This is a genomic window from Cupriavidus sp. PB-02, assembly GCF_058252315.1.
Map to the genome: position 1 here is coordinate 204,340 of NZ_CM177694.1, position 21,421 is coordinate 225,760.

At 67.2% G+C, this 21,421-nt stretch carries 22 protein-coding genes; 12 read left to right on the forward strand and 10 right to left on the reverse strand.

The genetic code is table 11. The features are described 5' to 3' along the window. The first annotated feature begins 11 nt into the window (after window positions 1–11). Complete coding sequence (locus AC10V3_RS01015) at window positions 12–755, forward strand: Mut7-C RNAse domain-containing protein (RefSeq protein WP_022533308.1); 744 nt, start codon at window positions 12–14, stop codon at window positions 753–755. A 31-nt stretch (window positions 756–786) separates the two neighbouring features. Here the strand turns inward: AC10V3_RS01015 and AC10V3_RS01020 are convergent, their stop codons facing one another. Further along, the gene (locus tag AC10V3_RS01020; protein WP_349604750.1) at window positions 787–1,371 is read right to left on the reverse strand and encodes a 5-formyltetrahydrofolate cyclo-ligase; all 585 of its coding nucleotides are present in this window, start codon (window positions 1,369–1,371) and stop codon (window positions 787–789) included. A gap of 105 nt (window positions 1,372–1,476) precedes the next feature. Between AC10V3_RS01020 and AC10V3_RS01025 the strand changes: the two genes are divergently transcribed. From AC10V3_RS01025 to AC10V3_RS01040, 4 genes are all read left to right on the forward strand, one after another. Further along, on the forward strand, window positions 1,477–3,429 hold the full coding sequence (locus AC10V3_RS01025; RefSeq protein WP_022533310.1) for a lytic transglycosylase domain-containing protein: 1,953 nt from the start codon (window positions 1,477–1,479) through the stop codon (window positions 3,427–3,429). Between the two features lie 87 nt (window positions 3,430–3,516). Then, on the forward strand, window positions 3,517–4,539 hold the full coding sequence (locus AC10V3_RS01030; protein ID WP_022533311.1) for a complex I NDUFA9 subunit family protein: 1,023 nt from the start codon (window positions 3,517–3,519) through the stop codon (window positions 4,537–4,539). 218 nt (window positions 4,540–4,757) lie between these two features. Then, entirely contained in the window at window positions 4,758–5,456 is a 699-nt protein-coding gene (locus tag AC10V3_RS01035; protein WP_022533312.1) for a glutathione S-transferase family protein, read from the forward strand. Between the two features lie 59 nt (window positions 5,457–5,515). Beyond that, the gene (locus AC10V3_RS01040; RefSeq protein ID WP_022533313.1) at window positions 5,516–6,751 is read left to right on the forward strand and encodes a multifunctional CCA addition/repair protein; all 1,236 of its coding nucleotides are present in this window, start codon (window positions 5,516–5,518) and stop codon (window positions 6,749–6,751) included. On the opposite strand, the gene AC10V3_RS01045 is transcribed toward AC10V3_RS01040, so the two are convergent. Genes AC10V3_RS01045 through AC10V3_RS01070 form a run of 6 tightly spaced genes read right to left on the reverse strand, consistent with a single transcriptional unit; the run spans window position 6,748 to window position 12,024 of the window. Further along, a complete protein-coding gene (locus tag AC10V3_RS01045; protein ID WP_022533314.1) occupies window positions 6,748–7,185 on the reverse strand; it encodes a universal stress protein in 438 nt (145 codons plus the stop codon). The genes AC10V3_RS01040 and AC10V3_RS01045 overlap by 4 nt on opposite strands. A 41-nt stretch (window positions 7,186–7,226) precedes the next feature. Beyond that, the gene (locus AC10V3_RS01050; RefSeq protein WP_022533315.1) at window positions 7,227–8,060 is read right to left on the reverse strand and encodes an ABC transporter ATP-binding protein; all 834 of its coding nucleotides are present in this window, start codon (window positions 8,058–8,060) and stop codon (window positions 7,227–7,229) included. Further along, on the reverse strand, window positions 8,057–8,803 hold the full coding sequence (locus AC10V3_RS01055; protein WP_022533316.1) for an ABC transporter ATP-binding protein: 747 nt from the start codon (window positions 8,801–8,803) through the stop codon (window positions 8,057–8,059). Before AC10V3_RS01055 ends, AC10V3_RS01050 begins: the two co-directional genes overlap by 4 nt. Further along, on the reverse strand, window positions 8,800–9,822 hold the full coding sequence (locus AC10V3_RS01060) for a branched-chain amino acid ABC transporter permease (RefSeq protein ID WP_022533317.1): 1,023 nt from the start codon (window positions 9,820–9,822) through the stop codon (window positions 8,800–8,802). Before AC10V3_RS01060 ends, AC10V3_RS01055 begins: the two co-directional genes overlap by 4 nt. After that, window positions 9,819–10,715, reverse strand: a complete 897-nt coding sequence (locus AC10V3_RS01065; protein WP_022533318.1) for a branched-chain amino acid ABC transporter permease — start codon at window positions 10,713–10,715, stop codon at window positions 9,819–9,821. Before AC10V3_RS01065 ends, AC10V3_RS01060 begins: the two co-directional genes overlap by 4 nt. Window positions 10,716–10,740: 25 nt before the next feature. Then, entirely contained in the window at window positions 10,741–12,024 is a 1,284-nt protein-coding gene (locus tag AC10V3_RS01070) for an amino acid ABC transporter substrate-binding protein (protein WP_022533319.1), read from the reverse strand. 192 nt (window positions 12,025–12,216) lie between these two features. Between AC10V3_RS01070 and AC10V3_RS01075 the strand changes: the two genes are divergently transcribed. From AC10V3_RS01075 to AC10V3_RS01090, 4 genes are read left to right on the forward strand one after another with little or no spacing between them, the layout of a single operon-like run. After that, window positions 12,217–13,608 carry an ABC transporter substrate-binding protein gene (locus AC10V3_RS01075; RefSeq protein WP_022533320.1) on the forward strand — a complete coding sequence of 464 codons (1,392 nt, stop codon included), beginning with the start codon at window positions 12,217–12,219 and terminating at the stop codon, window positions 13,606–13,608. 13 nt (window positions 13,609–13,621) lie between these two features. Further along, a complete protein-coding gene (locus AC10V3_RS01080) occupies window positions 13,622–14,650 on the forward strand; it encodes an ABC transporter ATP-binding protein (protein WP_022533321.1) in 1,029 nt (342 codons plus the stop codon). After that, window positions 14,647–15,594: a carbohydrate ABC transporter permease gene (locus AC10V3_RS01085; protein ID WP_022533322.1), complete on the forward strand. Its 948-nt coding sequence runs from the start codon at window positions 14,647–14,649 to the stop codon at window positions 15,592–15,594. The genes AC10V3_RS01080 and AC10V3_RS01085 overlap by 4 nt, the downstream gene beginning before the upstream one ends. 1 nt (window position 15,595) lies before the next feature. Further along, window positions 15,596–16,450, forward strand: a complete 855-nt coding sequence (locus AC10V3_RS01090; RefSeq protein ID WP_490922969.1) for a carbohydrate ABC transporter permease — start codon at window positions 15,596–15,598, stop codon at window positions 16,448–16,450. A 10-nt stretch (window positions 16,451–16,460) separates the two neighbouring features. On the opposite strand, the gene AC10V3_RS01095 is transcribed toward AC10V3_RS01090, so the two are convergent. Beyond that, on the reverse strand, window positions 16,461–16,655 hold the full coding sequence (locus AC10V3_RS01095) for a DUF2905 domain-containing protein (RefSeq protein ID WP_022533324.1): 195 nt from the start codon (window positions 16,653–16,655) through the stop codon (window positions 16,461–16,463). Between the two features lie 17 nt (window positions 16,656–16,672). Continuing rightward, a complete protein-coding gene (locus AC10V3_RS01100) occupies window positions 16,673–17,860 on the reverse strand; it encodes a class I SAM-dependent methyltransferase (RefSeq protein ID WP_022533325.1) in 1,188 nt (395 codons plus the stop codon). A gap of 15 nt (window positions 17,861–17,875) precedes the next feature. On the opposite strand from AC10V3_RS01100, the gene AC10V3_RS01105 reads away from it, so the two are divergent. The 3 genes from AC10V3_RS01105 (at window position 17,876) to ttcA (ending at window position 20,267) form a co-directional block, all read left to right on the forward strand. After that, the gene (locus AC10V3_RS01105; protein ID WP_022533326.1) at window positions 17,876–18,712 is read left to right on the forward strand and encodes an SDR family oxidoreductase; all 837 of its coding nucleotides are present in this window, start codon (window positions 17,876–17,878) and stop codon (window positions 18,710–18,712) included. Between the two features lie 103 nt (window positions 18,713–18,815). Next, window positions 18,816–19,217: a dihydroneopterin aldolase gene (locus tag AC10V3_RS01110; RefSeq protein ID WP_022533327.1), complete on the forward strand. Its 402-nt coding sequence runs from the start codon at window positions 18,816–18,818 to the stop codon at window positions 19,215–19,217. Between the two features lie 108 nt (window positions 19,218–19,325). Then, window positions 19,326–20,267 (forward strand): tRNA 2-thiocytidine(32) synthetase TtcA, encoded by a 942-nt coding sequence (gene ttcA / locus AC10V3_RS01115; RefSeq protein ID WP_022533328.1) that lies wholly within the window; start codon window positions 19,326–19,328, stop codon window positions 20,265–20,267. A gap of 67 nt (window positions 20,268–20,334) precedes the next feature. Here ttcA and AC10V3_RS01120 read toward each other — a convergent pair whose 3' ends face one another. Next, window positions 20,335–21,162 carry a DUF6279 family lipoprotein gene (locus tag AC10V3_RS01120; protein ID WP_454751509.1) on the reverse strand — a complete coding sequence of 276 codons (828 nt, stop codon included), beginning with the start codon at window positions 21,160–21,162 and terminating at the stop codon, window positions 20,335–20,337. Between the last annotated feature and the right edge of the window lie 259 nt (window positions 21,163–21,421).

A 21,421-nucleotide genomic window follows, 5' to 3' on the forward strand; every position in this document is an offset into this window, starting at 1 on the left:
TACTCGCCCCCATGGTCACCGCCACCTTCCGCTTCTACGAGGAACTGAACGACTTCCTCGCGCCGGACCAGCGCCGGCGTGACCTCCCCTGCGCCTGCGCACGCGCCGCCACCGTCAAGCACATGATCGAAGCACTGGGCGTGCCGCACACCGAGGTCGAGCTGATCCTGGTCAACGGCGAATCCTCCGGCTTCGAGCGGCTGCTGCAAGACGGCGACCGCGTCTCCGTCTATCCCAAGTTCGAACGCCTCGACGTCTCGCCGCTGCTGCGGGTCCGCGAGCAGCCGCTGCGCGTGATGTGCTTTGTCGCCGATGCCCACCTGGGCGGACTGGCGCACCTGCTGCGCATGACCGGCTTCGACACCCTCTACGACAACCACTTCGAAGACAGCGAGATCGAGCGCATCGCCGTCGACGAAGGCCGCGTCGTGCTGACGCGCGACCGCGAGCTGCTCAAGCGCCGCGGCATCACACACGGCTGCTATGTGCGCGCGATCAAATCCAGGCAGCAGGTGCGCGAGATCTTTGCGCGGCTGGACCTGGCGCGCAGCGCGCGGCCGTTCTCGCTGTGCCTGGACTGCAACGCGCCGCTGCGCACGCTCGATGCCACCGCCGCCGCGGGACGCGTGCCGGATGGCGTGCTCGAGCGCCATCGCAGCTTTTCCACCTGCGACCACTGCCGGCGCGTGTTCTGGGAGGGCTCGCACTGGCGCTGCATGCGCGCGCTGGTGGACGAGCTGGTGCAGGGGGGCTGAGCGCCGCCCGGGCTCCCGTCAGCCTGCCAGGCTAGAACGTCCCCGTTTCCGTCACGATCCAGTCCATCGCGATGTCATGCGGCTGCGCCAGCAGCGCGATGCGGCAGGACTCGTAGCCGATGCCGATCGCCACCGGACGCTGCGGCATGGCCGCCAGCGTGCGGTCGTAGAAGCCGCCGCCGTAGCCCAGGCGGAACTTGTCCGGGCTGAAACCGACACAGGGAATGACCAGCGCATCGGGCGTCACGGCCTCGGTGCCGTCGGGCACCGGGATGCCGTAGTGGCCGGTGGCCATCGGCGTATCGGGCGCCCACAGGTGGAAGTCCAGCGGCGCGCCCGGGCGGCTGACCGCGGGCAGGGCGGCCTGGCGGCCCGGTACGGCGGCGAGCCAGCGCGCGACGGCGTCGCGGGCGTCGAATTCCTGCTGGATCGGCCAGTAGAAGCCCAGGCAGCGCACGGCCAGCCCGGCCAGCAGTTTGGCCAGCGCGGCGGCGATGCGGGCATCGGCCTCGGCGCGCGACGCCAGGCCGGCGCGCAGGGCCAGCAGCCGCGAGCGCAGCGCGCGGCGGTCGCCGTCGGCGGTGTCCGGGGAAGGGATGGCAGGAGTGGAAGACATGGCGTGGGATAATGCCTGCGTCCGAACCAACACGGACGGTGGATGCGGTAGCCTTGCACGACGTTGCGGGCGCCGGCGCCGCCGTCATCGACAAGGAAGCAAAGAATGCTGAAGGGAGTATATCTGCAGCGTGCAGGGCGGGCCGCCTGGATCGCCCTTGCATGTGCACTGCTTGTCACGCCGGTCCACGCGCAGAAGCGCCCGCAGCCCGTGGCACGCCAGCAGCCCGCGGCGATCCCGGGCGATCCCGACGACGCCTTCGCGCAGTTGCGCGAAGCCGCGCGCAAGAACGACGTGGAGCGTGCCTATGCGATCTCGGCCACGCTGGTCGATTACCCGATCCCGTCCTATGTCGAGTACTTCCGCATCAAGCCGCAGCTGTTCGACGCCAGCGGCCTGGCGCGCATCGACGCGCCCGACGACCAGGTGCGCGCATTCCTGCAGCGCTACAAGGGCGAGGCCATTGCCGACCGCATGCGCAACGACTGGCTGCTGGTGCTGGGCAAGAAGCGCGACTGGGCCAACTTCGATGTCGAGTACCCGCAGTTCGCGCTGAAGGACGACACCCAGGTCGAGTGCTATGCGCTGCTGTCGCGCGCGCTCAAGGGCCAGAACGTGGCCGCCGAGGCACGCAGCGTGCTGAGCGACCCCAGGTACTACGGCGAAGGCTGCGTCGACCTGATCGGCTACCTGGTGCAGAGCCGGCAGATCCAGCCCAGCGACGCCGCCTTCCAGGCGCGCCTGGCGCTGGAGCAGAACTTCATCACGCTGGCCGGCAGGATTGCCGCGCTGGTGCCCGACGCACGCGCCGACGGCGACACGCTCGCCACCATCGTCAAGATGGCGCGCAGCGACCCGTCGCAGGCGGCAGCCTACCTCAGCACCGCGCAGGGAACGCTCTCGCGCGACGAGCAGGGCGCGGCCTGGGGCGTGATCGGTCAGTTCGCGGCCAAGAAGCTGCTGCCCGAGGCGGCCGGCTACTACCGCCGCCAGATGGAGCAGGGCGGTAACCAGTGGCTGTCCGATGACACGCAGGAATGGCGCGTGCGCGCCGCGCTGCGCCAGGGCGACTGGAAGCAGGTGCGCCAGGCGGTCGAGCTGATGCGTCCGGAGCTGCGCGCCAAGGATCCGGCCTGGCTCTACTGGTACGGCCGCGCGCTCAAGGCCGAGGGCCGCGATACCGAGGCGCAGCAGAACTTCCAGCAGATCGCCGGCCAGTTCAACTTCTACGGCCAGCTCGCCAGCGAAGAACTGGGCAACCGCATCACGCTGCCCGCGCGTACCAGCGTCAGCGACGCCGAGGCCATGGCCATGCGCACGCGCCCGGGTTTCCAGCGCGCGCAGAAGTTCTATGCGATGAACCTGCGCTTCGAGGGCAACCGGGAGTGGAACTGGGAGCTGCGCGGCATGAACGACCGCGAGCTGCTGGCCGCGGCCGAGTACGCGCGCCGCATCGAACTGCTGGATCGCACCGTCAACACCGCCGACCGCACTCGCAACGAGCATGACTTCACGTTGCGCTTCCTGATGCCGTACCGCGACATCATGCAGCGCGCCACCGACGACGTTGGCCTGGACATGGCGTGGGTGTACGGCCTGATCCGCCAGGAATCGCGCTTCCTGATGAGCGCACGCTCCTCCGCCGGCGCGCACGGCCTGATGCAGGTGATGCCGGCTACGGCCAAGTACGTGGCGCGCAAGATCGGCATGAACGATTTCTCGCCAACGATGATGGGCGATCCCAATATCAACATCCTGCTCGGCACCAACTACCTGAGCATGGTGCTGACCGACCTTGACAGCTCCTGGACGCTGGCTTCGGCCGCGTACAACGCCGGTCCGGGCCGGCCCAAGGCCTGGCGCAGCACGCTGGCGAAGCCGGTGGAAGGCGCGATCTTTGCAGAGACCATCCCGTTCAATGAAACGCGCGGCTATGTGAAGAATGTGCTTTCCAACGCTACGTACTATGCTGCATTGATGAGTGGCCGGCCGCAGTCGCTGAAATCGCGCCTGGGCACGGTTGCGCCGTCGCCGGTGACCACCACCAGCCTGCCCTGACGGGGCCGGCGCCGGGATGCGTTCCCGGCGCAGGGCCTTGCTGGCGCGGGTGCCGCGGCGTGCAGTTCTCTTGGCACGGAGGCATTCATGCAGACCAGCAACGTCCTTGTCATCGGTGGTGCCGGCTTTATCGGCAGCCACCTTGTCTCGCGCCTGGCCGGGGCTGCCTCGGCCTCGGGCGCGCCGCTGGAGCCGGGCAGCAACCCGGATTCCCCGATCGCCCCGCAGCGCATCGTGGCCGGCACGCGCAATGTCGAGCACGCGCAGCACCTGCTGCTACTGCCGCGCGTGGAGGTGGTCGAACTGGGCCTGGCCGACAATGCCGCGCTCGATGACGCGATCGGCTCGCTGGGCGTCGACGGCATCGTCGTCAACCTGGTGGGCGTCCTGCACGGCGAGCGCGCCGAACCCTACGGCGAAGCCTTCGCCAGCGCGCATGTGGAAATGGTGCGGCAGATCGTGGCCTCGTGCCTGTCTACCGGCGTGCGCCGGCTATTGCATATGAGCGCGCTGGGCGCGGACAGCCAGGGCCCGTCGATGTACCTGCGCAGCAAGGGTGACGGCGAGCGCATCGTGCGCGCCAGCGGCCTGGATTGGACCATATTCCGGCCCTCGGTGGTGTTCGGCCCCGACGACCACTTCCTGAACCTGTTCGCCCATATGCAGCAGATGGCACCGGTGGTGCCGCTGGCATGCGCGCATGCGCGCTTCCAGCCGATATTCGTGCAGGACGTGGTGCAGGCCTACCTGAATGCAATGGTGAACCCCGCTACGATTGGCCATGGCTATGAGCTGGGTGGGCCGCAGGTCTACACGCTGGAAGAGCTGGTGCGCTTTGCCGGCCGTGCCTCGGGCCATCCGCGCCCGGTGATCGCGCTGCCCGATGCGCTGGCGCGCGTGCAGGCCACCATCATGGAGCACATGCCGGGCGATCCGCTGCTGTCGCGCGACAACCTGGACTCGATGCAGCTCGACAACGTGCTGGAACGCCCGCTCGCGCCCGAACTGAACCTGCATCCCGCCAGCCTGGAGTCGGTGATGACCGACGCGCTGGCCGGGCGCAATCGCGACAAGGCGCTGACGCATATGCGCGCCAGCGTGCATCGCTGACGTCGCGGGATCGGCCTGTCCGGCCTGTCCGCTATGTGACCGGAATTCATATCGGTTGCGAGTGCAATTCACTTTGATACGCGCGGCCGGGCTGGCAAAATGACCGATCCGGCGCGCGGCTGCCACGCCGACCGTGCGCAGGGGCACCGCCCCGTGCGCAGGCCGCTGGCGCCGCGCCTGCGCCGTCTCCCTCCGTCTCCTCCCCCAAGGATCCCACGATGAAGCTCATCATCGGCAACAAGAACTATTCTTCCTGGTCGCTGCGCCCGTGGCTGCTGCTGCGCCAGGCCGGCATCGAATTCGAAGAGGTGCAGGTGCGCCTGTTCACCGGGAACTTCGCCGCCGAGATCGCGCGCTATTCGCCCGCGGGCAAGGTGCCGGTGCTGATCGATGGCGAGGTCACCGTGTGGGACTCGCTGGCGATCGCCGAATACCTGGCCGAGCGCTTCCCGGAAAAAAACCTGTGGCCGGCCGACCGCGCCGCGCGCGCGGTGGCGCGCGCGGTCTGCGCCGAGATGCATTCGGGGTTCGGCAACCTGCGCAACCAGTTGCCGATGAACGTGACCGCGGTGCTGCCCGGGTGCGGCTGGAACGTCGCCGTGCAGCGCGACGTCGACCGCATCGCCGCGATCTGGGGCGGGCTGCGCGCGCAGCATGGCGCCGCCGGCCCGTTCCTGTTCGGCGAGTTCACGGTGGCGGATGCGTTCTTCGCGCCGGTAGTGAGCCGTTTTGCCACCTACGGCATCCATCTTCCCGATGAAGCGGAGGAGGCCAAGGCCTATGCCGACTTCATGCTGGCGCTGCCGACCATGCAGGAATGGATCGTCGCCGCGCGCGAGGAACGCGACTTCCTCGCCGACGACGAGCCCTACCGCCTGGCCCCCGATCGCCCCGATGCGATAATCGTCAACCACTAGCAACACCGCCGGCGCCGGGGCTGTGCCCCGCGCGCCCGGCACTTGACGAGGCCAGAACGATGCAGGTGTATGCCGTCGGCGGCGCGATCCGCGACGAATTGCTGGGCAAGCCCAGCCAGGACCGCGACTACGTAGTCGTCGGCGCGACCCCGCACGAGATGGAAGCCGCGGGCTATCGCCCGGTCGGCAAGGATTTCCCGGTCTTCCTGCATCCTGAGACCCATGAGGAATACGCGCTGGCGCGCACCGAGCGCAAGACCGCAATGGGCTACAAGGGCTTTGCCTTCTATTGCGAGCCCGATGTCACGCTCGAGGACGACCTGGTCCGGCGCGACCTGACCATCAACGCGATGGCGCGCGCCGTCGATGCCGACGGCAACCTGGTCGGGCCGGTGATCGATCCGCATGGCGGCCAGCGCGACCTGCAGGCCCGGCTGTTCCGCCATGTCTCCGACGCCTTTGCCGAAGACCCCGTGCGCATCCTGCGGCTGGCACGCTTCGCCGCGCGCTTCCACGATTTCACCGTCGCTGCCGAAACCATGCGGCTGATGCGCGAGATGGTCGCCGCCGGCGAAGTCGACGCGCTGGTGGCCGAACGCGTGTGGCAGGAGCTGGCGCGCGGACTGATGGAAGCGCGCCCGTCGCGCATGTTCGAGGTGCTGCGCGAATGCGGCGCGCTGGCGCGGCTGCTGCCCGAGCTCGATCGCCTGTGGGGCGTGCCGCAGCGCGCCGACTACCACCCCGAGGTCGATACCGGCGTGCATGTGATGATGGTGATCGACTGCGCCGCCGCGATGGGCACGCCGCTGCCGGTGCGCTTTGCCGCGCTGGTGCACGACCTGGGCAAGGGCACCACGCCCGAGGACGTGCTGCCGCGCCATACCGGCCACGAGATGCGCAGCGTGAAATTGCTGGAGGACGTCTGCACGCGCCTGCGCGTGCCCAACGAGTGCCGCGACCTGGCGCTGGTGGTGGCGCGCGAGCACGGCAATATCCACCGCTCGCTGGAGATCGGCGCGGCGGCCGTGATGCGCCTGCTCGAACGCTGCGATGCATTGCGCAAGCCGGCCCGCTTTGCCGAAGCGCTGCAGGCCTGCGAGGCCGACATGCGCGGACGCAAGGGCTTTGAATCGAGCGCGTACCCCCAGGCGGCGCGCTTGCTGACCGCGCTGGACGCAGCGGCGGCCGTCGACGCCGGCGCGATCGCGCGCGCATGCGCCGACGATGTCAGCCAGATCCGCGACCGCGTTCATGCGGCGCGCGTAGCGGCGGTGGCGCAGCGGCTCGGGAGCTAGCGATAAACCAGCACCGGAATCTTCGTATGCGTCAGCACCTTTTGCGTTTCGCTGCCGAGGACCAGTGCCTGCACCCCGCGGCGCCCGTGCGATGCCATCACGATCAGGTCGCAGCCCCTGGCCCCGGCCGTATCGATGATGGTCTCGTAGACGTGGTCGCCAGTGACGCAGGTGGTTTCACACTTCACGCCCGCCGCAGCTGATTCCTCTGCGATCTTCGCCAGGTATGCCTCGGCCTGGCTGTACATCTCCTTCATGTAGTGCTCCGCGATTTCCCGCCGCGTAGGGGTTTGCAGGCGGAACGTGTCGTAGTGGCTCACGACCTGTATCGCCGTGATGCTGGCGTGGATTCCCTGGGCCAGCGCGATCGCTTTGCGGTAGGTCGCCTCGGACAGTTCTGAGCCGTCGACCGCCAGCAGCATATGCTTGAACATTTGGGTCTCCTTGCAAACCGGCGCCTGCCATCCCGTCCGGGTCAGGCACCGAGAAACAGCCGGCCGACCTCCGGGTCCCGGCTCACTTCGCCTCCGGTGCCGGCCATGGCCAGCTGCCCGGCCACCAGGACATAGCCGAGGTCGGCGAAGGCGAGCCCTTTGCGGGCGTTCTGCTCGACGAGGAGGATGGTCTTGCCCTCGTCTTGCTGCAGTTGGCGCAGGAGTTCGAACACCAGATCGACATAGCGCGGCTCCAGCCCGATCGAGGGCTCGTCCACCAGCAGCACGGCGGGGTCCATCATCAGCGCGCGCGAGATTTCCAGCAGCCTGCGCTCCCCACCGGAGAGCACGCTGGCGCGCTGGCCGCGCCGTTGCGCGAGCGCGCCATGGCGCTGGAAGATGCGCTCGGCGGCGGCCGCGGCGTCTCGCGGGTGCCGCATCAGGTACCCGCCCATCAGCAGGTTTTCTTCCACCGTCATGTCGGGGAAGATCGAACCCTCCTGCAGCACATAGGCCACGCCTGCCTGCCGCAGCTTCTGCTCGGCACGCAGGTGGGTGACCGGCGCGCCGGCCACGGCGATGGTCCCCGACATGACCCGGGCCAGGCCGTAGATGGCGCGCAGCACCGTTGACTTGCCCGCGCCGTTCGGGCCGATCAGGCACAGCGAACTGCCGCGCGCCACGCGCAGGCTGAAGCCGTGCAGGATCTCCATGCCGCCATAGCCGGCGACCAGGTTGTCCACGGCGACCATCGGCGTGCCGCCGGCCAGTCGTTCGAGTTGCGCGACGGTTGGCCGGGGGCGCGAGAGGGCGGCGGCGAGCGTGGCGGCGGGCGCGTGGGCAACCGGCCGGGCCGCGGTGCGCGCGGTGATCATGGCTGTCCTCCCAGGTAGGCCTCGATCACTGCGCGGTTGGCGGTGATCTGCGCCGGCGAACCCTGCGCCAGCATCTCGCCATGCGCCAGGCAATAGACGTGGCCGGCCAACTGCATCATGACCCGCATATTGTGTTCGATCACCAGCAGTGCGATGCCGAGCCGCGCATTGATGTCCCTGAGCAGCGCGATCAGGCTGTCGATCATCACCGGGTTCACGCCAGCGGTCGGCTCATCGAGCAGCAGCAGCCTGGGCTCGTTCATCAGGGCCATGGCGATCTCGAGCAGCTTCTGCTGTCCGAACGAGAGGTCGGCACCGCGCTGGTCCAGGTGGTCCTCCAGGCCGGCAAAGCGCAGGATCTGCCGGGCCCGTTCCGTCACCGCCGGCGTCTGCCGCGTGCACATCGCGCCGAGTCCTTCATGCACATGGGGCACGCTGACCAACAGGTTCTGCAGGCAGTTCATCTTGCCGAACACCCGGGTCTGCTGGAAGGTGCGCACCAGGCCCAGGCGGGCGATCTCGGGGACGCGCAGGCGCGAGATCTCGCGCCCGTCGAACATGATCGATCCGCCATCGATCGGGTGGTAACCGACGATGGAATTGAACAGGGTCGTCTTGCCCGAACCGTTCGGCCCGATCAGGCCCACGATGCTGCCGTGCGGCACCTGCAGGGAGATCTCATGGTTGGCGACGACACCGCCGAAGCGCTTGGTGACGTCGCGCACCGCAAGCAGGTCGGTCATGGCGCGGCGCTCCCCGTCATGTGGCGGCGCTTTGCACTGGGTTCGCGCAGCCAGCCCATGATGCCGGTCGGGAACAGCACCACGATCAGCACGATCAGCACGCCCAGCGCAACGCGCTGCCAGTTCAGCAGGTAAGTCCAGAACAGCTCCTGGGTGAGGTGGAACAGCGCGGCGCCGATCACCGGCCCCCACAGCGTGCCCTTGCCGCCCAGGATTGCCATCACCACCATCCACACGCCGAAAGTAGCGCCGGCAAAGGCCAGCTCGCGCGGATCGATGAAGCCCACCAGGTTGCCCGTCAGGGCGCCCGCCATGCCGAGGAAGACGGCGCAGACGCACCAGGCCAGGATCTTGTAGCGCGTCGTGTGCAGGCCGAGCGCCTCGGCCTTGTCCTCGTCGTCGCGAATGGCATTGAGCGCGAGCCCGAACGGGCGCGCGTAGAGCCAGCGCAGTGACAGCAGGGTCGCCACGGCCAGCACCAGCATCGCGTAGTAGAAGAACGGCTCGCGGCTGCCTGCCGCGCCCGGGAATAGCGGCAGCGTCATGCCCGATCCCGCGCCGATGAAATCCCAGCCGGCGGCGGCATCGGCGCAGGCGATGCCCAGGCCCAGCGTTCCGATGGCGAAGTAGTGGCCGCGCAAGCCCAGCATGGCCGGACCCAGCGCAAGCGCCGCAGCCACAGCCGCCAGCGCCGCCAGGCCGGTACCCGCGGCCAGGCCGGCGAAGTATCCCAGCCCGAAGTCGCGCTGCGCCACCGCGCAGACATAGGCGCCCACGCCGAAGAATACGATGTTGCCGAAGGAGTTGTAGCCCATCTGCCCGCCCATCACGTCCCACGTCAGCGCGAACAGCACCATCAGCCAGAGAAAGGTCAGTTGCGTGGTGATACCGGCGAACAGCCACGGCGCGATCAGCGCGCCCAGGCTGCCCGCCAGCAGCGCCAGCCAGGCAGCCCGGGCGGCCGGGGTGACCGGGACCTCCGATGCGGGCCGGCGCGCGCCGCGCAGGTGCGGGTTCATCTCAGGTAGCCGCGCCGCCGGCGCAGCATCAGGTTGCGGCTCACCAGGATCGCCACCAGCAGGGCATACAGGAAGGCGGTCTGGTATTCGGTACCGAGCAGGAAGCCGGCGTAGTTCTCGGCAATGCCCAGCCCACCCCCGGCGCCGAGCACCGGCAGCATGCTGCCAAGCCCGGCCACCACCACGATCATGAAGGCGCGCACGGTATAGGGCAGGCCCAGGTAGGGGTGGATGATCCAGGTCATTGCCACCAGTCCGCCGGCCGCGCCGCAGATGGCGGCATTGAGGGCGAAGGTCGAGGCGTAGATACGATCGGCGTCCACCCCCAGCACACGGGCAGCGCGCGCGTTCTGGGCGATTGCCCGGATCGCCTGGCCGCGGCGGGAATGCCTGAGGAACAGCATCAGGCTGGCGCCCAGCGCCAGGGCTGCGGCGAACGCCGCCAGCTTGATCTTCGGCACCACCAGTCCGCCCGGCAGCAGCAGGCTGCCCAGCCCCGCATCGACCGTGCGCACATTGGCGCCGAATACCAGGTTGGCGAGCTGCTGCAGCACGATGCTCAGGCCGAAGGTGGCCAGCACCGAGACAAAGAGATCGCGCTCGACCAGGCGGAAGATGACGATGCGATAGAGTCCCCAGCCCACGCAGTACATCACCGCCGCGGCAACCGGCACGGCCAGCATCGGGGGCACGCCCTTGCCGACCAGCCAGATCACGATATAGCCGCCCAGCATCACCAGCTCGCCCTGGGCCACGTTGATGAGGTTCATCACGCCCCATACCAGCGCCATGCCGTAGGCGGCCAGCGCGAAGATCGCGCCGGCCAGCAGGCCATCCACCACGAGCTGCAGGTTAAGCTCGGGGCTCTGGACGAGGACCGCGAGATTGGTCATCTGCGTCAGGCCGCGCAGCAGCCCCTTATTTGCGCCGCGCCCAGGCAGGTGCCGGATAGATGACCTTCGACGACGCCCACTTGGCCGGCGCGACCACCTTGAACTTGCCGTCCTGTACCTGGTACAGCACCATCGACTTGGCGATGTTCTTGCCGCTCTGGTCGAACTTGAGCGGGCCGTAGAACGTCATCAGGTCGGAGGCGGCAAGCGCGTCGCGGACCTTTTCCGTATCGAACGAGCCGGCGCGCTCGAAGGCATCGGCGAAAGCCAGCACCGCGGCGCTGGATTCGGCCGCCTGGTAGGGTGCCTCGTAGCGAAACTCCTGCTCGAAGCGCCGCGCATACTGGTCGGCCGTGCCGAACCAGCGGTCCTTGTAGCTCAGCGAGCGGTCCCATTGCGAGCCGCACACCGCGAATTCCGCGCTCTTGCCGAACTTCTCGATGATTTGCGCGGAGTCGCAGTGGGTCAGGGCCAGCATCGGCACGTCGATGCGCATCTCCGCCACTTGCCGCACCGCCAGCACCGCGCCCTTTTCATGGCCGGATACCACCAGGATGTCCGGCTTGAGCGCCTTTACCTTGGCCAGCGTGGCCGACATGTCGTTCAGCTCGGGCGGCAGCTTGTCGTCTATTACCACCTGCATGCCAAGGCGTTTCGCATCCTCTGCCACGCCGTCGCGCACGTCCTGCGAGAAGTTGTCGTTCTCGATGGCGATGGCTACCTTCAGGTTCTTCGGCGCCTTGCCCGCCCGCTGCGCTTCTTCGGCGGCAAGGTTGATGGCCGCACGCAGGTAATAGTCGGATGTGTTGAGCACGGCGAACATATAGCGGTAGCCCTGCGTGAACAGGTTGCGGTCCGCGCCGTTGCCCTCGACCATCGGAATCCTGTACTTCTCAGTGACCGGGGCGATGGCCTTGGTCAACCCGGAACTGTAGGGCCCCAGGACGAACTTCACGCCGTCCTGGCCGATCAGCCGCTCGGCCAGTTGCGCGCCGCGTGCCGAGGTGGATTCGTCGTCGTAGTAGAGGACCTTCAACTGATAGGCCTTGCCTCCGACCTTGACGCCCCCCATCTCATTGACGCGCTTCACGGCAAGGTTGTAGCCGTCCTGGGTGTTCTTGCCATTGGTGGAGTACTTGCCGGTCAGGGAGACCGCGGCACCGAGGATGATGGTGTTGCCCTCCACCTTGGCGGCGGCGGGGACCGACACGGCCAGGCCAAGACCGGCCAGGGCGCAGACGGTGGCATGGCGTAAATGGATAGCGTGCCTGGGATCGCCTGGCGAGCTTCGTGCAGATGCGTTTTTCATGGCACCTCCTCACTCTCTCCAACGTAGGACTCATTTCTGAAAGCGGAAGTGCCGTATGTCACGGGTCCATCACTCCATGAGGTGTTCCCGGGATTCCCTAATCATGAAATGAGGCCTACGCTTGAGTTGATCAGGTAGATCGTTGCTCGACCGGGATGGGAGCCGACCGCTTTCTCGCATAAGGAGATAGCCATGGCCAAGACAGCGCATCCAGGTGGTACCCACGTGGCAGTCGCCACCAGCCCCAATCCGCATACCAATACCGGCCGGCGCAGATTCATTCGGACCGCAGGGGCCGCTAGCCTCGTTGCCGGCGTCGGCCCCTTCCTGATCCCGCACTACGCCCGCGCGGCAAAGCACACGCTCAAGATCCTGCAGTGGAACCACTTCGTGCCGGGCTACGACAAGTGGTTCGATGACACCTATGTGAAGGAGTGGGGCCAGAAGAACGACACCGAGGTGGTGGTCGACCACGTCGGCATTCCGGCGCTGGCCACGCGCGCGGCGGCCGAAGTGTCGGCGCAGAAGGGGCATGACCTGTTCATGTTCCTGTCGCCGCCGCCGGTCTACGAGGAGCAGGTGATCGACCATCGCGAGCTTTATGAGGAATGCCAGCGCAAGCATGGCAAGCCGATGGAGCTGGCGATCAAGAGCACGTACAACCCGAAGACGAAGAAGTACTTCGGCTTCTCGGACAGCTTCGTGCCGGACCCGATCAACTACCGCAAGGACCTCTGGGACGACGTCGGCATGAAGCCGCCGGACACCTGGCTGGACGTCCTCGCCGCCGGCCGCAAGATCAAGGCCAAGCGCGGCATTCCGGTTGGCGTCGGGCTGTCCGCGGAACTCGACACCGCGATGGCGATGCGCGCCATCCTTTATGCCTTCGGCGGCTCGATCCAGGATGACCGGCACACCGTGGTGCTGAACTCGAAGAACACCCTGGAAGCGGTGAAGTTCGTCAAGGCGCTGTTCCAGGAGACCATGACGCCGGAAGTGCTGGCATGGGACCCGTCGTCCAACAACCGCGCCATGCTGGCGGGCAAGATCTCGCTCTGCCTGAACGCCATCTCCATCACCCGCGAGGCCGAGAACAAGAACCTGCCGATCGGGCGGGACATCTGGCTCACGCAGGCCCTGCAGGGGCCGGTGCGGCGCATCGCGCTGGAGCACGTGATGGACTGCTACGTGATCTGGAAATTCGCCGAGAACATCGCCGGCGCGAAGAAGTTCCTGGTCGACTATATCGACAACTTCCGGCAGGGCTTCCTGGGCAGCGAGTTCTACAACTTCCCCTGCTTCCTCAGCACCGTGCCCGACCTGCAGAAGCTGATCGCCGACGACCAGAAGGCCACGCCGCGCGACAAGTACAAGGTGCTCGGCGCGCTGATGAACCAGGCGACCAATGTCGGCTACCCCGGCTACGCCAACGCGGCCGTCGACGAGATCTTCAATACCTGGGTCCTCAACACCATGTTCGCCAAGGCAGCCACGGGCGACGAGACGCCGGAGAACGCGGTCCGGATCGCCGATGCCGCGTGCAAGCGCATCTTCTCCAAGTGGCGAGACAAGGGCATGGTGTAGCGCGCGGCTGGATATGGCTTCAGTAGAAGTTCGCTCGCTCACCAAGCATTTCGACGGTGCCAACGCGGTCGATAACGTCGACCTTGGCGCCCGCGATGCCGAGTTCCTGGTCCTGCTGGGGCCGTCCGGCTCCGGCAAGACCACGCTGCTGCGCCTGATTGCCGGGCTCGAGGCGCCGAGCCGCGGCGACATCCTGGTGGACGGCCGCGTCGTCACGGCGCTGCCGCCCAGGCTGCGCAACATGGCGATGGTGTTCCAGAGCTACGCCCTGTACCCGCACCTCAATGTGTTCGACAACATCGCCTTTCCGCTGCGGGCCAGGCACATGTCGCGCGACGAGGTCGGGCGCAAGGTGGACTGGGCCGCGCAATTGTTCGGCATCGGCCATCTGCTGCAGCGCAAGCCGCGCCAGCTGTCCGGCGGCGAGCGCCAGCGGGTGGCGCTGGCGCGCGCGGTGGTGCGCGAGCCGGTGGCGTTCCTGCTCGACGAGCCCTTGTCCAATCTCGACGCCAAGCTCCGGACCTCGGCGCGCGACGAGCTGCAGCGCTTCCAGCGCCGGCTGGCCATCACCACCATCTATGTCACCCACGACCAGATCGAGGCGCTGGGCCTGGGGGACCGCATCGCCATCCTCGACCATGGCAGGATTCACCAGATCGGCACGCCGCAGGAGGTCTATGAACATCCCGCCAATCTCTTCGTCGCCACCTTTATCGGCTCGCCGCCGATGAACCTGATGGAGGCCGACGGGGTCGTGACCGGATTCCGGCCTGAGCATTTCCTGCCGCGCGAAGCCTATCCCGCAGGGGATGCGCTGCGAGCCTTTGTTGTGGACGTGACGCGCATCGAGAACCTGGGCTCGGACCGCCTGGTGTACGGCAAGCTGGAAGCGCCGCTGCCGACGGCCAGCGTGGTCTCGCGCATTCCCTGCACGGTGACGGTCCCGATCGAGGCCGGCACCGGCCACCGGTTCGTGGTGCGCGAGCGCGACCTGCGCCGCTTCGATGCGAAATCCGGAGCCAGCCTGGGAGCCGCGCCGTGAAGCCGCAGCACATCGCCACTGGGCAGCCTGCGCAGGACGTAGCGCGACAGCCCGCGCAGCGCCTGGCCGACGACGACCGCTGGCTCGGCCGCGCCATGCTCGCCCCGGCGGTGATCTACATCGCCTTGCTGGTCGGCTTTCCGTTCATGCTGTCGATCTACTACAGCCTTTCGGATGCCACGGTAGGCAGCCAGGTGCTGCACTTCGTCGGCCTGGAGAACTTCCGGCGCGTGCTGGAAAGCAATACGTTCTGGCGTTCGCTGCGCAATGCGCTGGTCTTCACGCTGGTGTCGCAGGCGCTGGTGGTGGTGCTGGCCAAGATACTGGCAATGGCCCTGTACCAGGACTTCCGCGGCAAATGGCTGGTGCGCCTGCTGATCCTGCTCCCGTGGGTGGCGCCGATCTCGCTCGGCACCATCGGCTGGCTGTGGATCTTCGATCCGGTCTACAGCATCATCAACTGGACCCTGGCCGCGGTCGGGGTTCTGGGGCCGCACAACTGGCCGGTGTGGCTCGGCCAGCCGGAACTGGCGATGGCCTCGGTCATCGTGGTGGACGTCTGGCGCCTGCTGCCGCTGGCCACGGTGATCATCCTCGCCGGGCTGAGCGGCATCCCGCAGGACATCCACGACGCCGCCGCCATGGATGGCGCCGGCTTCTGGAGGCACCTGTTCCTCATCAACATTCCGCTGTTGATGCCCATCATGCTGGTGGCGCTGCTGTTCGGCATCGTGTTCACCTTCACCGACATGATCATCATCTACGTGCTGACCCGCGGCGGGCCATACGACACCACCCAGGTGCTGGCCAGCCTGGCCTTCTTCACCGGCATCCAGGGCGGCGACCTGGCGGAAGGGGCCGCCATCTCGCTGTTCCTGTTCCCGGTGCTGGTGGCGGTCGTGATCGTGCTGCTGACCGTGGCGCGCCGCACCGAGGTGACCTGAAATGCGCCCCGCTGCCATCACCTGGCGACGCTGGGCCGCGCGCGGCGCCCATTTCGGCGTCATCGCCGCATTTGCGACGTTCTGCGCGTTTCCCTTCTACTGGATGCTGATCACGACCTTCAAGGATGTGCACGACCTGATCAACACCGCCAACAACCCGTTCCTGTTCAACCTGCCGCCGACGATGGAGAACCTGCGGATACTGTTCGGCGAGACCCGCTATTTGCGCTGGGTGTTCAATACCCTGGTCGTGTCCGTAGGTGTAGTGCTGATCACGCTGCTCCTGGCCGTGCCCGCCGGCTACAGCCTGGCCCGGCTGTCGGGGCGATGGGGCCGGCAGTGGGCCATCGGCATCTTCCTGACCTACCTGATTCCGCCCACCATCCTGTTCATCCCGTTTTCGCGCATCATCGGCACACTGGGCCTGCAGGATTCGCTGTGGTCGCTGGTGCTGGTGTACCCCAGCTTCACGGTGCCGTTCTGCAGCTGGCTGATGATGGGGTTTTTCAAGGCTGTGCCGCGCGACATCGAGGAAGCCGCGATGATGGACGGCCTGAGCCGCTTCGGCGCGTTCCTGAAGGTGGTGGTGCCGCTGTCGTCGAGCGGGATACTGACCGTGGTCATCTTCAGCGCCACGCTGGCGATGCAGGAATTCGTCTATGCGCTGACCTTCATCACCAGTTCGTCGCAGTACACGGTGAGCGTCGGCGTGCCGACCTTCCTGGTGCGGGGCGATGTCTATTTCTGGGGTTCCCTGATGGGCGCCTGCCTGATCGTCAGCGTGCCGGTCGCTGCGCTCTGCAACAGTTTCCTTGACCGTTTCGTTGCCGGGTTTACCGTCGGCGCGATCAAGTGATTCCGTAAAACTAAAGCAGCTTGCCGATCACCAGCGCGATCAGCGAAATCAGGATCGTCGATGCAAACGGCAGCACGAATTCGCGTCCGAACACGCGGAAGCGCACGTCGCCGGGCAGTTTTCCCAGCCCGATCTTCTGCAGCCACGGCAGCGCCGCGGACAACACGATCACGCTCAGGAAGATGGTGAGGGTCCAGCGCAGCATGGCGGCCTCCGGTGCCGTTACAGCGTGTGGCAGCGGTCGCCGCGGGCAAAGCCGTCCATCGGCTCACTGTCATCCAGGCCGCGCGTGAGCGCGATCACCTTGAACAGCTCGCCCATTTCGGCTTCGGACAGCAGCTTCTGCACGGCGTTGGCCTGCGGCAGGAAGGCGCGCGCGTCGGACGGATCCAGTGCCGTCAGCAGCTCGGTGATGCCGGCGTTCATCAGGAAGCGCGCCTGCGAGGCAAAGCCCGACACTGTCAGGCCCGCATCCACGGCGGCCAGGGCGATGCCGCTGAAGTTCACGTGCGCGGTGATGTCCTGCAAGCCGGGGTAGAGGAACGGATCCGGGTGCGCATGATGGCGGTAGTGGCACATCAGCGTGCCGCCGGCGCGCTGCGGGTGGTAGTACTCGCCGGCCGGGAAACCGTAGTCGATGAAGAAGGCGGCGCCACTTGCCAGCATGGCGCCCACCGCGCGCGTGAAGCCCTCGGCTTCGGCGTGGGTCTCGGTGACCAGGTCGTGGTTGCCTGGGATGGCGCGCAGGGTCTCCGGCACGTCGGCGTCGGCCAGCGAGCGGTCCTCGAAGCGGAAGGCGCGTTCGCCATCGTCGCTGCGCACCACGCCGCGCTCATGCCAGCGGCCGCCGTTGCGCGCGTAGAGCTGCACCGGCATCGCATCCAGCACTTCATTGCCGACGATCACGCCTGCGAAAGTGTCCGGCAGCGTGTCGAGCCAGGTGACCCGGTCCGCCAGGTGCGGTGCGCGCTGCGCCAGCGTGGCCTGCTGGCGCGCGCGCAGTTCGCCCGACAGCTCGACGATGGCGTACGACTCCGGCAACCGGCCTTCCTGCTCCAGCCCCAGCAGCAAATCCGCCGCCAGCCGCCCGGTGCCGGCACCGAATTCCATCACGCCCGGCAGGCCCCGGGCCAGCAGCGGCGCGAACTGGCGCGCCAGCGTGCGCGCGAAGAAGGGGCTCAGTTCGGGGGCGGTGATGAAGTCGCTGCCGTCGCGGGCGTCGCGCCCGAACTTGGCCGAGCCGCCGCTGTAATAGCCCAGGCCCGGCGCGTACAGCGCCAGCGCCATGTAGCGGTCAAAGCCGATCCAGCCGCCGGCTGTATCGATGGTTTCGCCAATACGGGCCGTAAGGGTATCGGAGGCGGCCTGCGCGTCGGCGGGGGGAAGGGGTAAACTAGCGGCTTTCTGCATCCCGCGATTGTAGCAATGCCCGCATCCAATACTCCGGCCGGCCAACCGCCCGCCCAGCCAGGCCAGCCCGCCACGCGCGGCGTGGCGCTCGTGACCGGCGGCGCGCGCCGTCTGGGCCGCGCCATCGCGCTCGAACTGGCCGCGCAGGGCTGGGACGTGGCCGTGCACTGCCATCGCTCGGTGGACGAGGCCGAGGCCCTGGCCACGCAGATCCGCGCCCTCGGCCGCCGCGCCGCGGTGCTGCGCGCCGACCTGGCCGACGAAGCCGCCACCGGCCGCCTGGTGGCCGACTGCACGGCCGTGCTGGGCGTGCCCACCTGCCTGGTCAACAATGCCTCGTTGTTCCAGTACGACGTGGCGACCAGTTTCTCGTATGCGTCGCTCGATACGCATATGCGCACCAATGTGGCGGCGCCGTTGCTGCTGGCGCGCGAACTGCACAAGGCCCTCACTGCCGCAGCCGGCTCTGACAAGGCCGCCGAGCCGCGCGGCGTGGTGATCAACCTGCTCGACCAGAAGCTGGATAACCTGAACCCCGATTTCCTGTCGTACACGCTGTCCAAGGCCGCGCTGCAGACCGCCACGGTGCAGCTGGCGCAGGCGCTGGCGCCGCGCCTGCGCGTGGTCGGCGTGGCACCGGGCATCACGCTGGTGTCGGGCGAGCAGTCCGAGCAGAGCTTCCGCCGCGCGCACCGGGTGACGCCGCTGGGCCAGTCGTCCACGCCCGAGGATATCGCCCAGGCGGTGGCCTACCTGGCGCAGGCGCGCGCCGTGACCGGCACCACGCTTTACGTGGACGGCGGCCAGCACCTGATGCCGCTCGCGCGCGACGTGATGTTCCTGACCGAGTAAGCTGGAAGCCAGCCTTCCACCGAAATTCGGGATTGCCGAAGTACCGATCGATGTGCCGCGCCCGCCGGGCGCGGTTTACTTTTTTTCTCCCTCCGCTGCCGCCATGACCATGCTCGCCGCCCTTTCCCACCCCAGCCTGCAAGACTGCCGACGCATGTTCCTGCGCAACTACGAAGTGCAGATCAATATCGGCGTGCACGAGTTCGAAAAGAAGGGCGAACAGCGGGTGCTGATCAATATCGACCTGTTCGTGCCGCTGGCGCAGAGCACGCCCCAGGCGGACAAGCTCGAAGAAGTGGTCGACTACGACTTCATGCGCAACACCGTGGCCGAGCGCATGGCGCAAGGCCACGTGCACCTGCAGGAAACCTTGTGCGACGACGTCGCGCGCGCCATGCTCAAGCATCCCAAGGTGCGCGCGGTGCGTGTCTCGACCGAAAAGCCCGACGTGTACCCGGACTGCGATTCGGTCGGCGTCGAGGTCTTCCATATCAAGCAGGCCTGAGCCGCGGCCAACTGGCGCCAGCATCGTGCGGGCGCCTAAAGTAAAATGTTGCCCCTTCGCGCCGCGCCGGCCATTCCATCCGGCGGGCGCCACGCAACAGGATGCTCCATGAGCCACTCGAACAACTTCTACCGCCTCGAGACGAGGCTGCAATCGCAAACCGGCAAGGCCATTGGCGACTTCGGCATGATCGAGGACGGCGACACCGTGCTCGTCTGCATGAGTGGCGGCAAGGACTCGTACACCATGCTGTCGGTCCTGATGGCGCTGCAGAAGCGCGCGCCGATCAAGTTCAAGCTGATCGCGATGAACCTGGACCAGAAGCAGCCCGGCTTCCCGGAGCACGTGCTGCCGGAGTACCTGAAGTCGGTGGGGGTGGAATACCTGATCGTCGAGGCGGACACCTACTCGATCGTCAAGGAGAAGGTGCCCGAGGGCAAGACCACCTGCTCGCTTTGCTCGCGCCTGCGCCGCGGCGTGATCTACCGCACCGCCAAGGAGCTGGGCGCCAACAAGATCGCGCTGGGCCACCACCGTGACGACATCGTCCAGACCTTCTTCCTGAACATGTTCTTCGGCGGCAAGATGAAGGCGATGCCGCCCAAGCTGTCGACCGACGACGGCCAGCACATCGTGATCCGCCCGCTGGCCTACTGCTCGGAGAAGGACATCGCCGCGTATGCGCGTGCGATGGAATTCCCGATCATCCCGTGCAACCTGTGCGGCTCGCAGGAGAACCTGCAGCGCAAGAAGGTCAGCGAGATGCTGCAGCAGTGGGAGCGCGAGAACCCGGGGCGCATCGACAATATCTTCTCGGCGCTGCGCAACGTGGTGCCGTCGCACCTGGCCGATACCGAGTTGTTCCCGTTCACGGGCCTGGCCACCGGGCTGGCCAAGGTGGACGAGGCCTCCCTGTTCGGCGAGACCACCTTCCAGCAGCAGCCGCTGGTGTTCGCCGGCAGCGTGGAAGAGAACCGGATGGAGTTCGTGCGCTTCGAGCGCCCGGCCGCGGCAGCAACGCCCGCGGCGGAGCAGGCCGGCACGCAGTAACGCTGCGCCAGCCCCCCGCTTGCGCGGACCGCTTGCGCGGGCGTTTTGCCTTGGGCGAGGCCGTGGCTTAGTTGGCCGCTGCCGCCCGCACCGGCCCGCTCGCCTTATCGCGCATCAGCGCATGCGTATCGTCGATCCACTTCTGGAAGCGGTCTTCGGCGTGCGCCTTCTGCTTGGGCGTGGTCATGTTGGCGATAGCCACGGTCAGCGCAACGCCGGCGTTGTTGGTGGCCTCGTGGCTGACGGCGCGCCTGCCCGGCGGGTTTTGCCAGTATTCGCGGAAGCGCCGCAGCAGGTCCATCACCTGCGCCTTGGGCGGTTGCGTAGTCTGCACGTAGCGCACCAGCTTGATCCATTCCTGCTGCCGGGCCACGCGCTCGGCATAGCGGGCGTCGGCGTTCTGCACCACCGGGGCGAGCGCGGCGCGGATCGCCTTCTCCTGTTCGTTGGAAAAGCTGCCGTAGACCAGCTTGGCGTATTCCATCACCTTGTCAAAGCGCGCCTCTTCGCGCTCGGCCGGCTTGGAACTCAGGAATGTCTTGCGGTACTTGGCATTGCCGTCGGCGAACTTCTTCTCCATCCGGCTGATCTGCTCAGGCGTCAGCGTCAGCAGCAGGTCGGCCATGTCGGGCATCGCATAGTCAAATGACTGGCGCGCGAGCCGCTGCGAAGCGTCCTGGAAGTGCTCGACCATGGCCGGGGTGACCGGCTGGCGCACCTCGGCCTTGGCGTGCTGCAGCAGGCTGGCGATCTCCGGAAGCTGCGCCTTGCGGTGCCAGGCGAAGAAGCGCGCGATGGCCTCGCGCGTGTGCGGTTCCTGCTCGGAACTGACGTCGACATAGTTGTCGATCCACCAGTACGCCAGGTGGTCGCCCTGCTGGTATCCCAGCTTCATGGCGCTGCATGCGCACAGTGCCGCCGCACCCAGAAACACGAAAATCCGCCGTGCCCAGCGATTGTGAGTTTCAGAAACAGCGGCGCGTTGCGCAGAATGCGCCATGTTAAAATCGGCGCGCATCGCCCCGGGCTTGTTTCGCTGGCCGCCAGCCCAGTGCTGGCAAGGGTTTGCGGGATTTTTCGCGGACCCGGCGGCGCTGTTCCGCCAACCCTGGCGGTACATTCCGCGAAACACCCGGCCGGCGTTTTCCAGAATA

Coding starts and splice junctions, on each gene's coding strand:
- AC10V3_RS01015 (WP_022533308.1), top strand. CDS start 12: ATGGTCACCGCCACCTTCCGCTTCTACGAGGAACTGAACGACTTCCTC.
- AC10V3_RS01020 (WP_349604750.1), bottom strand. CDS start 1,371: ATGTCTTCCACTCCTGCCATCCCTTCCCCGGACACCGCCGACGGCGAC.
- AC10V3_RS01025 (WP_022533310.1), top strand. CDS start 1,477: ATGCTGAAGGGAGTATATCTGCAGCGTGCAGGGCGGGCCGCCTGGATC.
- AC10V3_RS01030 (WP_022533311.1), top strand. CDS start 3,517: ATGCAGACCAGCAACGTCCTTGTCATCGGTGGTGCCGGCTTTATCGGC.
- AC10V3_RS01035 (WP_022533312.1), top strand. CDS start 4,758: ATGAAGCTCATCATCGGCAACAAGAACTATTCTTCCTGGTCGCTGCGC.
- AC10V3_RS01040 (WP_022533313.1), top strand. CDS start 5,516: ATGCAGGTGTATGCCGTCGGCGGCGCGATCCGCGACGAATTGCTGGGC.
- AC10V3_RS01045 (WP_022533314.1), bottom strand. CDS start 7,185: ATGTTCAAGCATATGCTGCTGGCGGTCGACGGCTCAGAACTGTCCGAG.
- AC10V3_RS01050 (WP_022533315.1), bottom strand. CDS start 8,060: ATGATCACCGCGCGCACCGCGGCCCGGCCGGTTGCCCACGCGCCCGCC.
- AC10V3_RS01055 (WP_022533316.1), bottom strand. CDS start 8,803: ATGACCGACCTGCTTGCGGTGCGCGACGTCACCAAGCGCTTCGGCGGT.
- AC10V3_RS01060 (WP_022533317.1), bottom strand. CDS start 9,822: ATGAACCCGCACCTGCGCGGCGCGCGCCGGCCCGCATCGGAGGTCCCG.
- AC10V3_RS01065 (WP_022533318.1), bottom strand. CDS start 10,715: ATGACCAATCTCGCGGTCCTCGTCCAGAGCCCCGAGCTTAACCTGCAG.
- AC10V3_RS01070 (WP_022533319.1), bottom strand. CDS start 12,024: ATGAAAAACGCATCTGCACGAAGCTCGCCAGGCGATCCCAGGCACGCT.
- AC10V3_RS01075 (WP_022533320.1), top strand. CDS start 12,217: ATGGCCAAGACAGCGCATCCAGGTGGTACCCACGTGGCAGTCGCCACC.
- AC10V3_RS01080 (WP_022533321.1), top strand. CDS start 13,622: ATGGCTTCAGTAGAAGTTCGCTCGCTCACCAAGCATTTCGACGGTGCC.
- AC10V3_RS01090 (WP_490922969.1), top strand. CDS start 15,596: ATGCGCCCCGCTGCCATCACCTGGCGACGCTGGGCCGCGCGCGGCGCC.
- AC10V3_RS01095 (WP_022533324.1), bottom strand. CDS start 16,655: ATGCTGCGCTGGACCCTCACCATCTTCCTGAGCGTGATCGTGTTGTCC.
- AC10V3_RS01100 (WP_022533325.1), bottom strand. CDS start 17,860: ATGCAGAAAGCCGCTAGTTTACCCCTTCCCCCCGCCGACGCGCAGGCC.
- AC10V3_RS01105 (WP_022533326.1), top strand. CDS start 17,876: ATGCCCGCATCCAATACTCCGGCCGGCCAACCGCCCGCCCAGCCAGGC.
- AC10V3_RS01110 (WP_022533327.1), top strand. CDS start 18,816: ATGACCATGCTCGCCGCCCTTTCCCACCCCAGCCTGCAAGACTGCCGA.
- ttcA (WP_022533328.1), top strand. CDS start 19,326: ATGAGCCACTCGAACAACTTCTACCGCCTCGAGACGAGGCTGCAATCG.
- AC10V3_RS01120 (WP_454751509.1), bottom strand. CDS start 21,162: ATGAAGCTGGGATACCAGCAGGGCGACCACCTGGCGTACTGGTGGATC.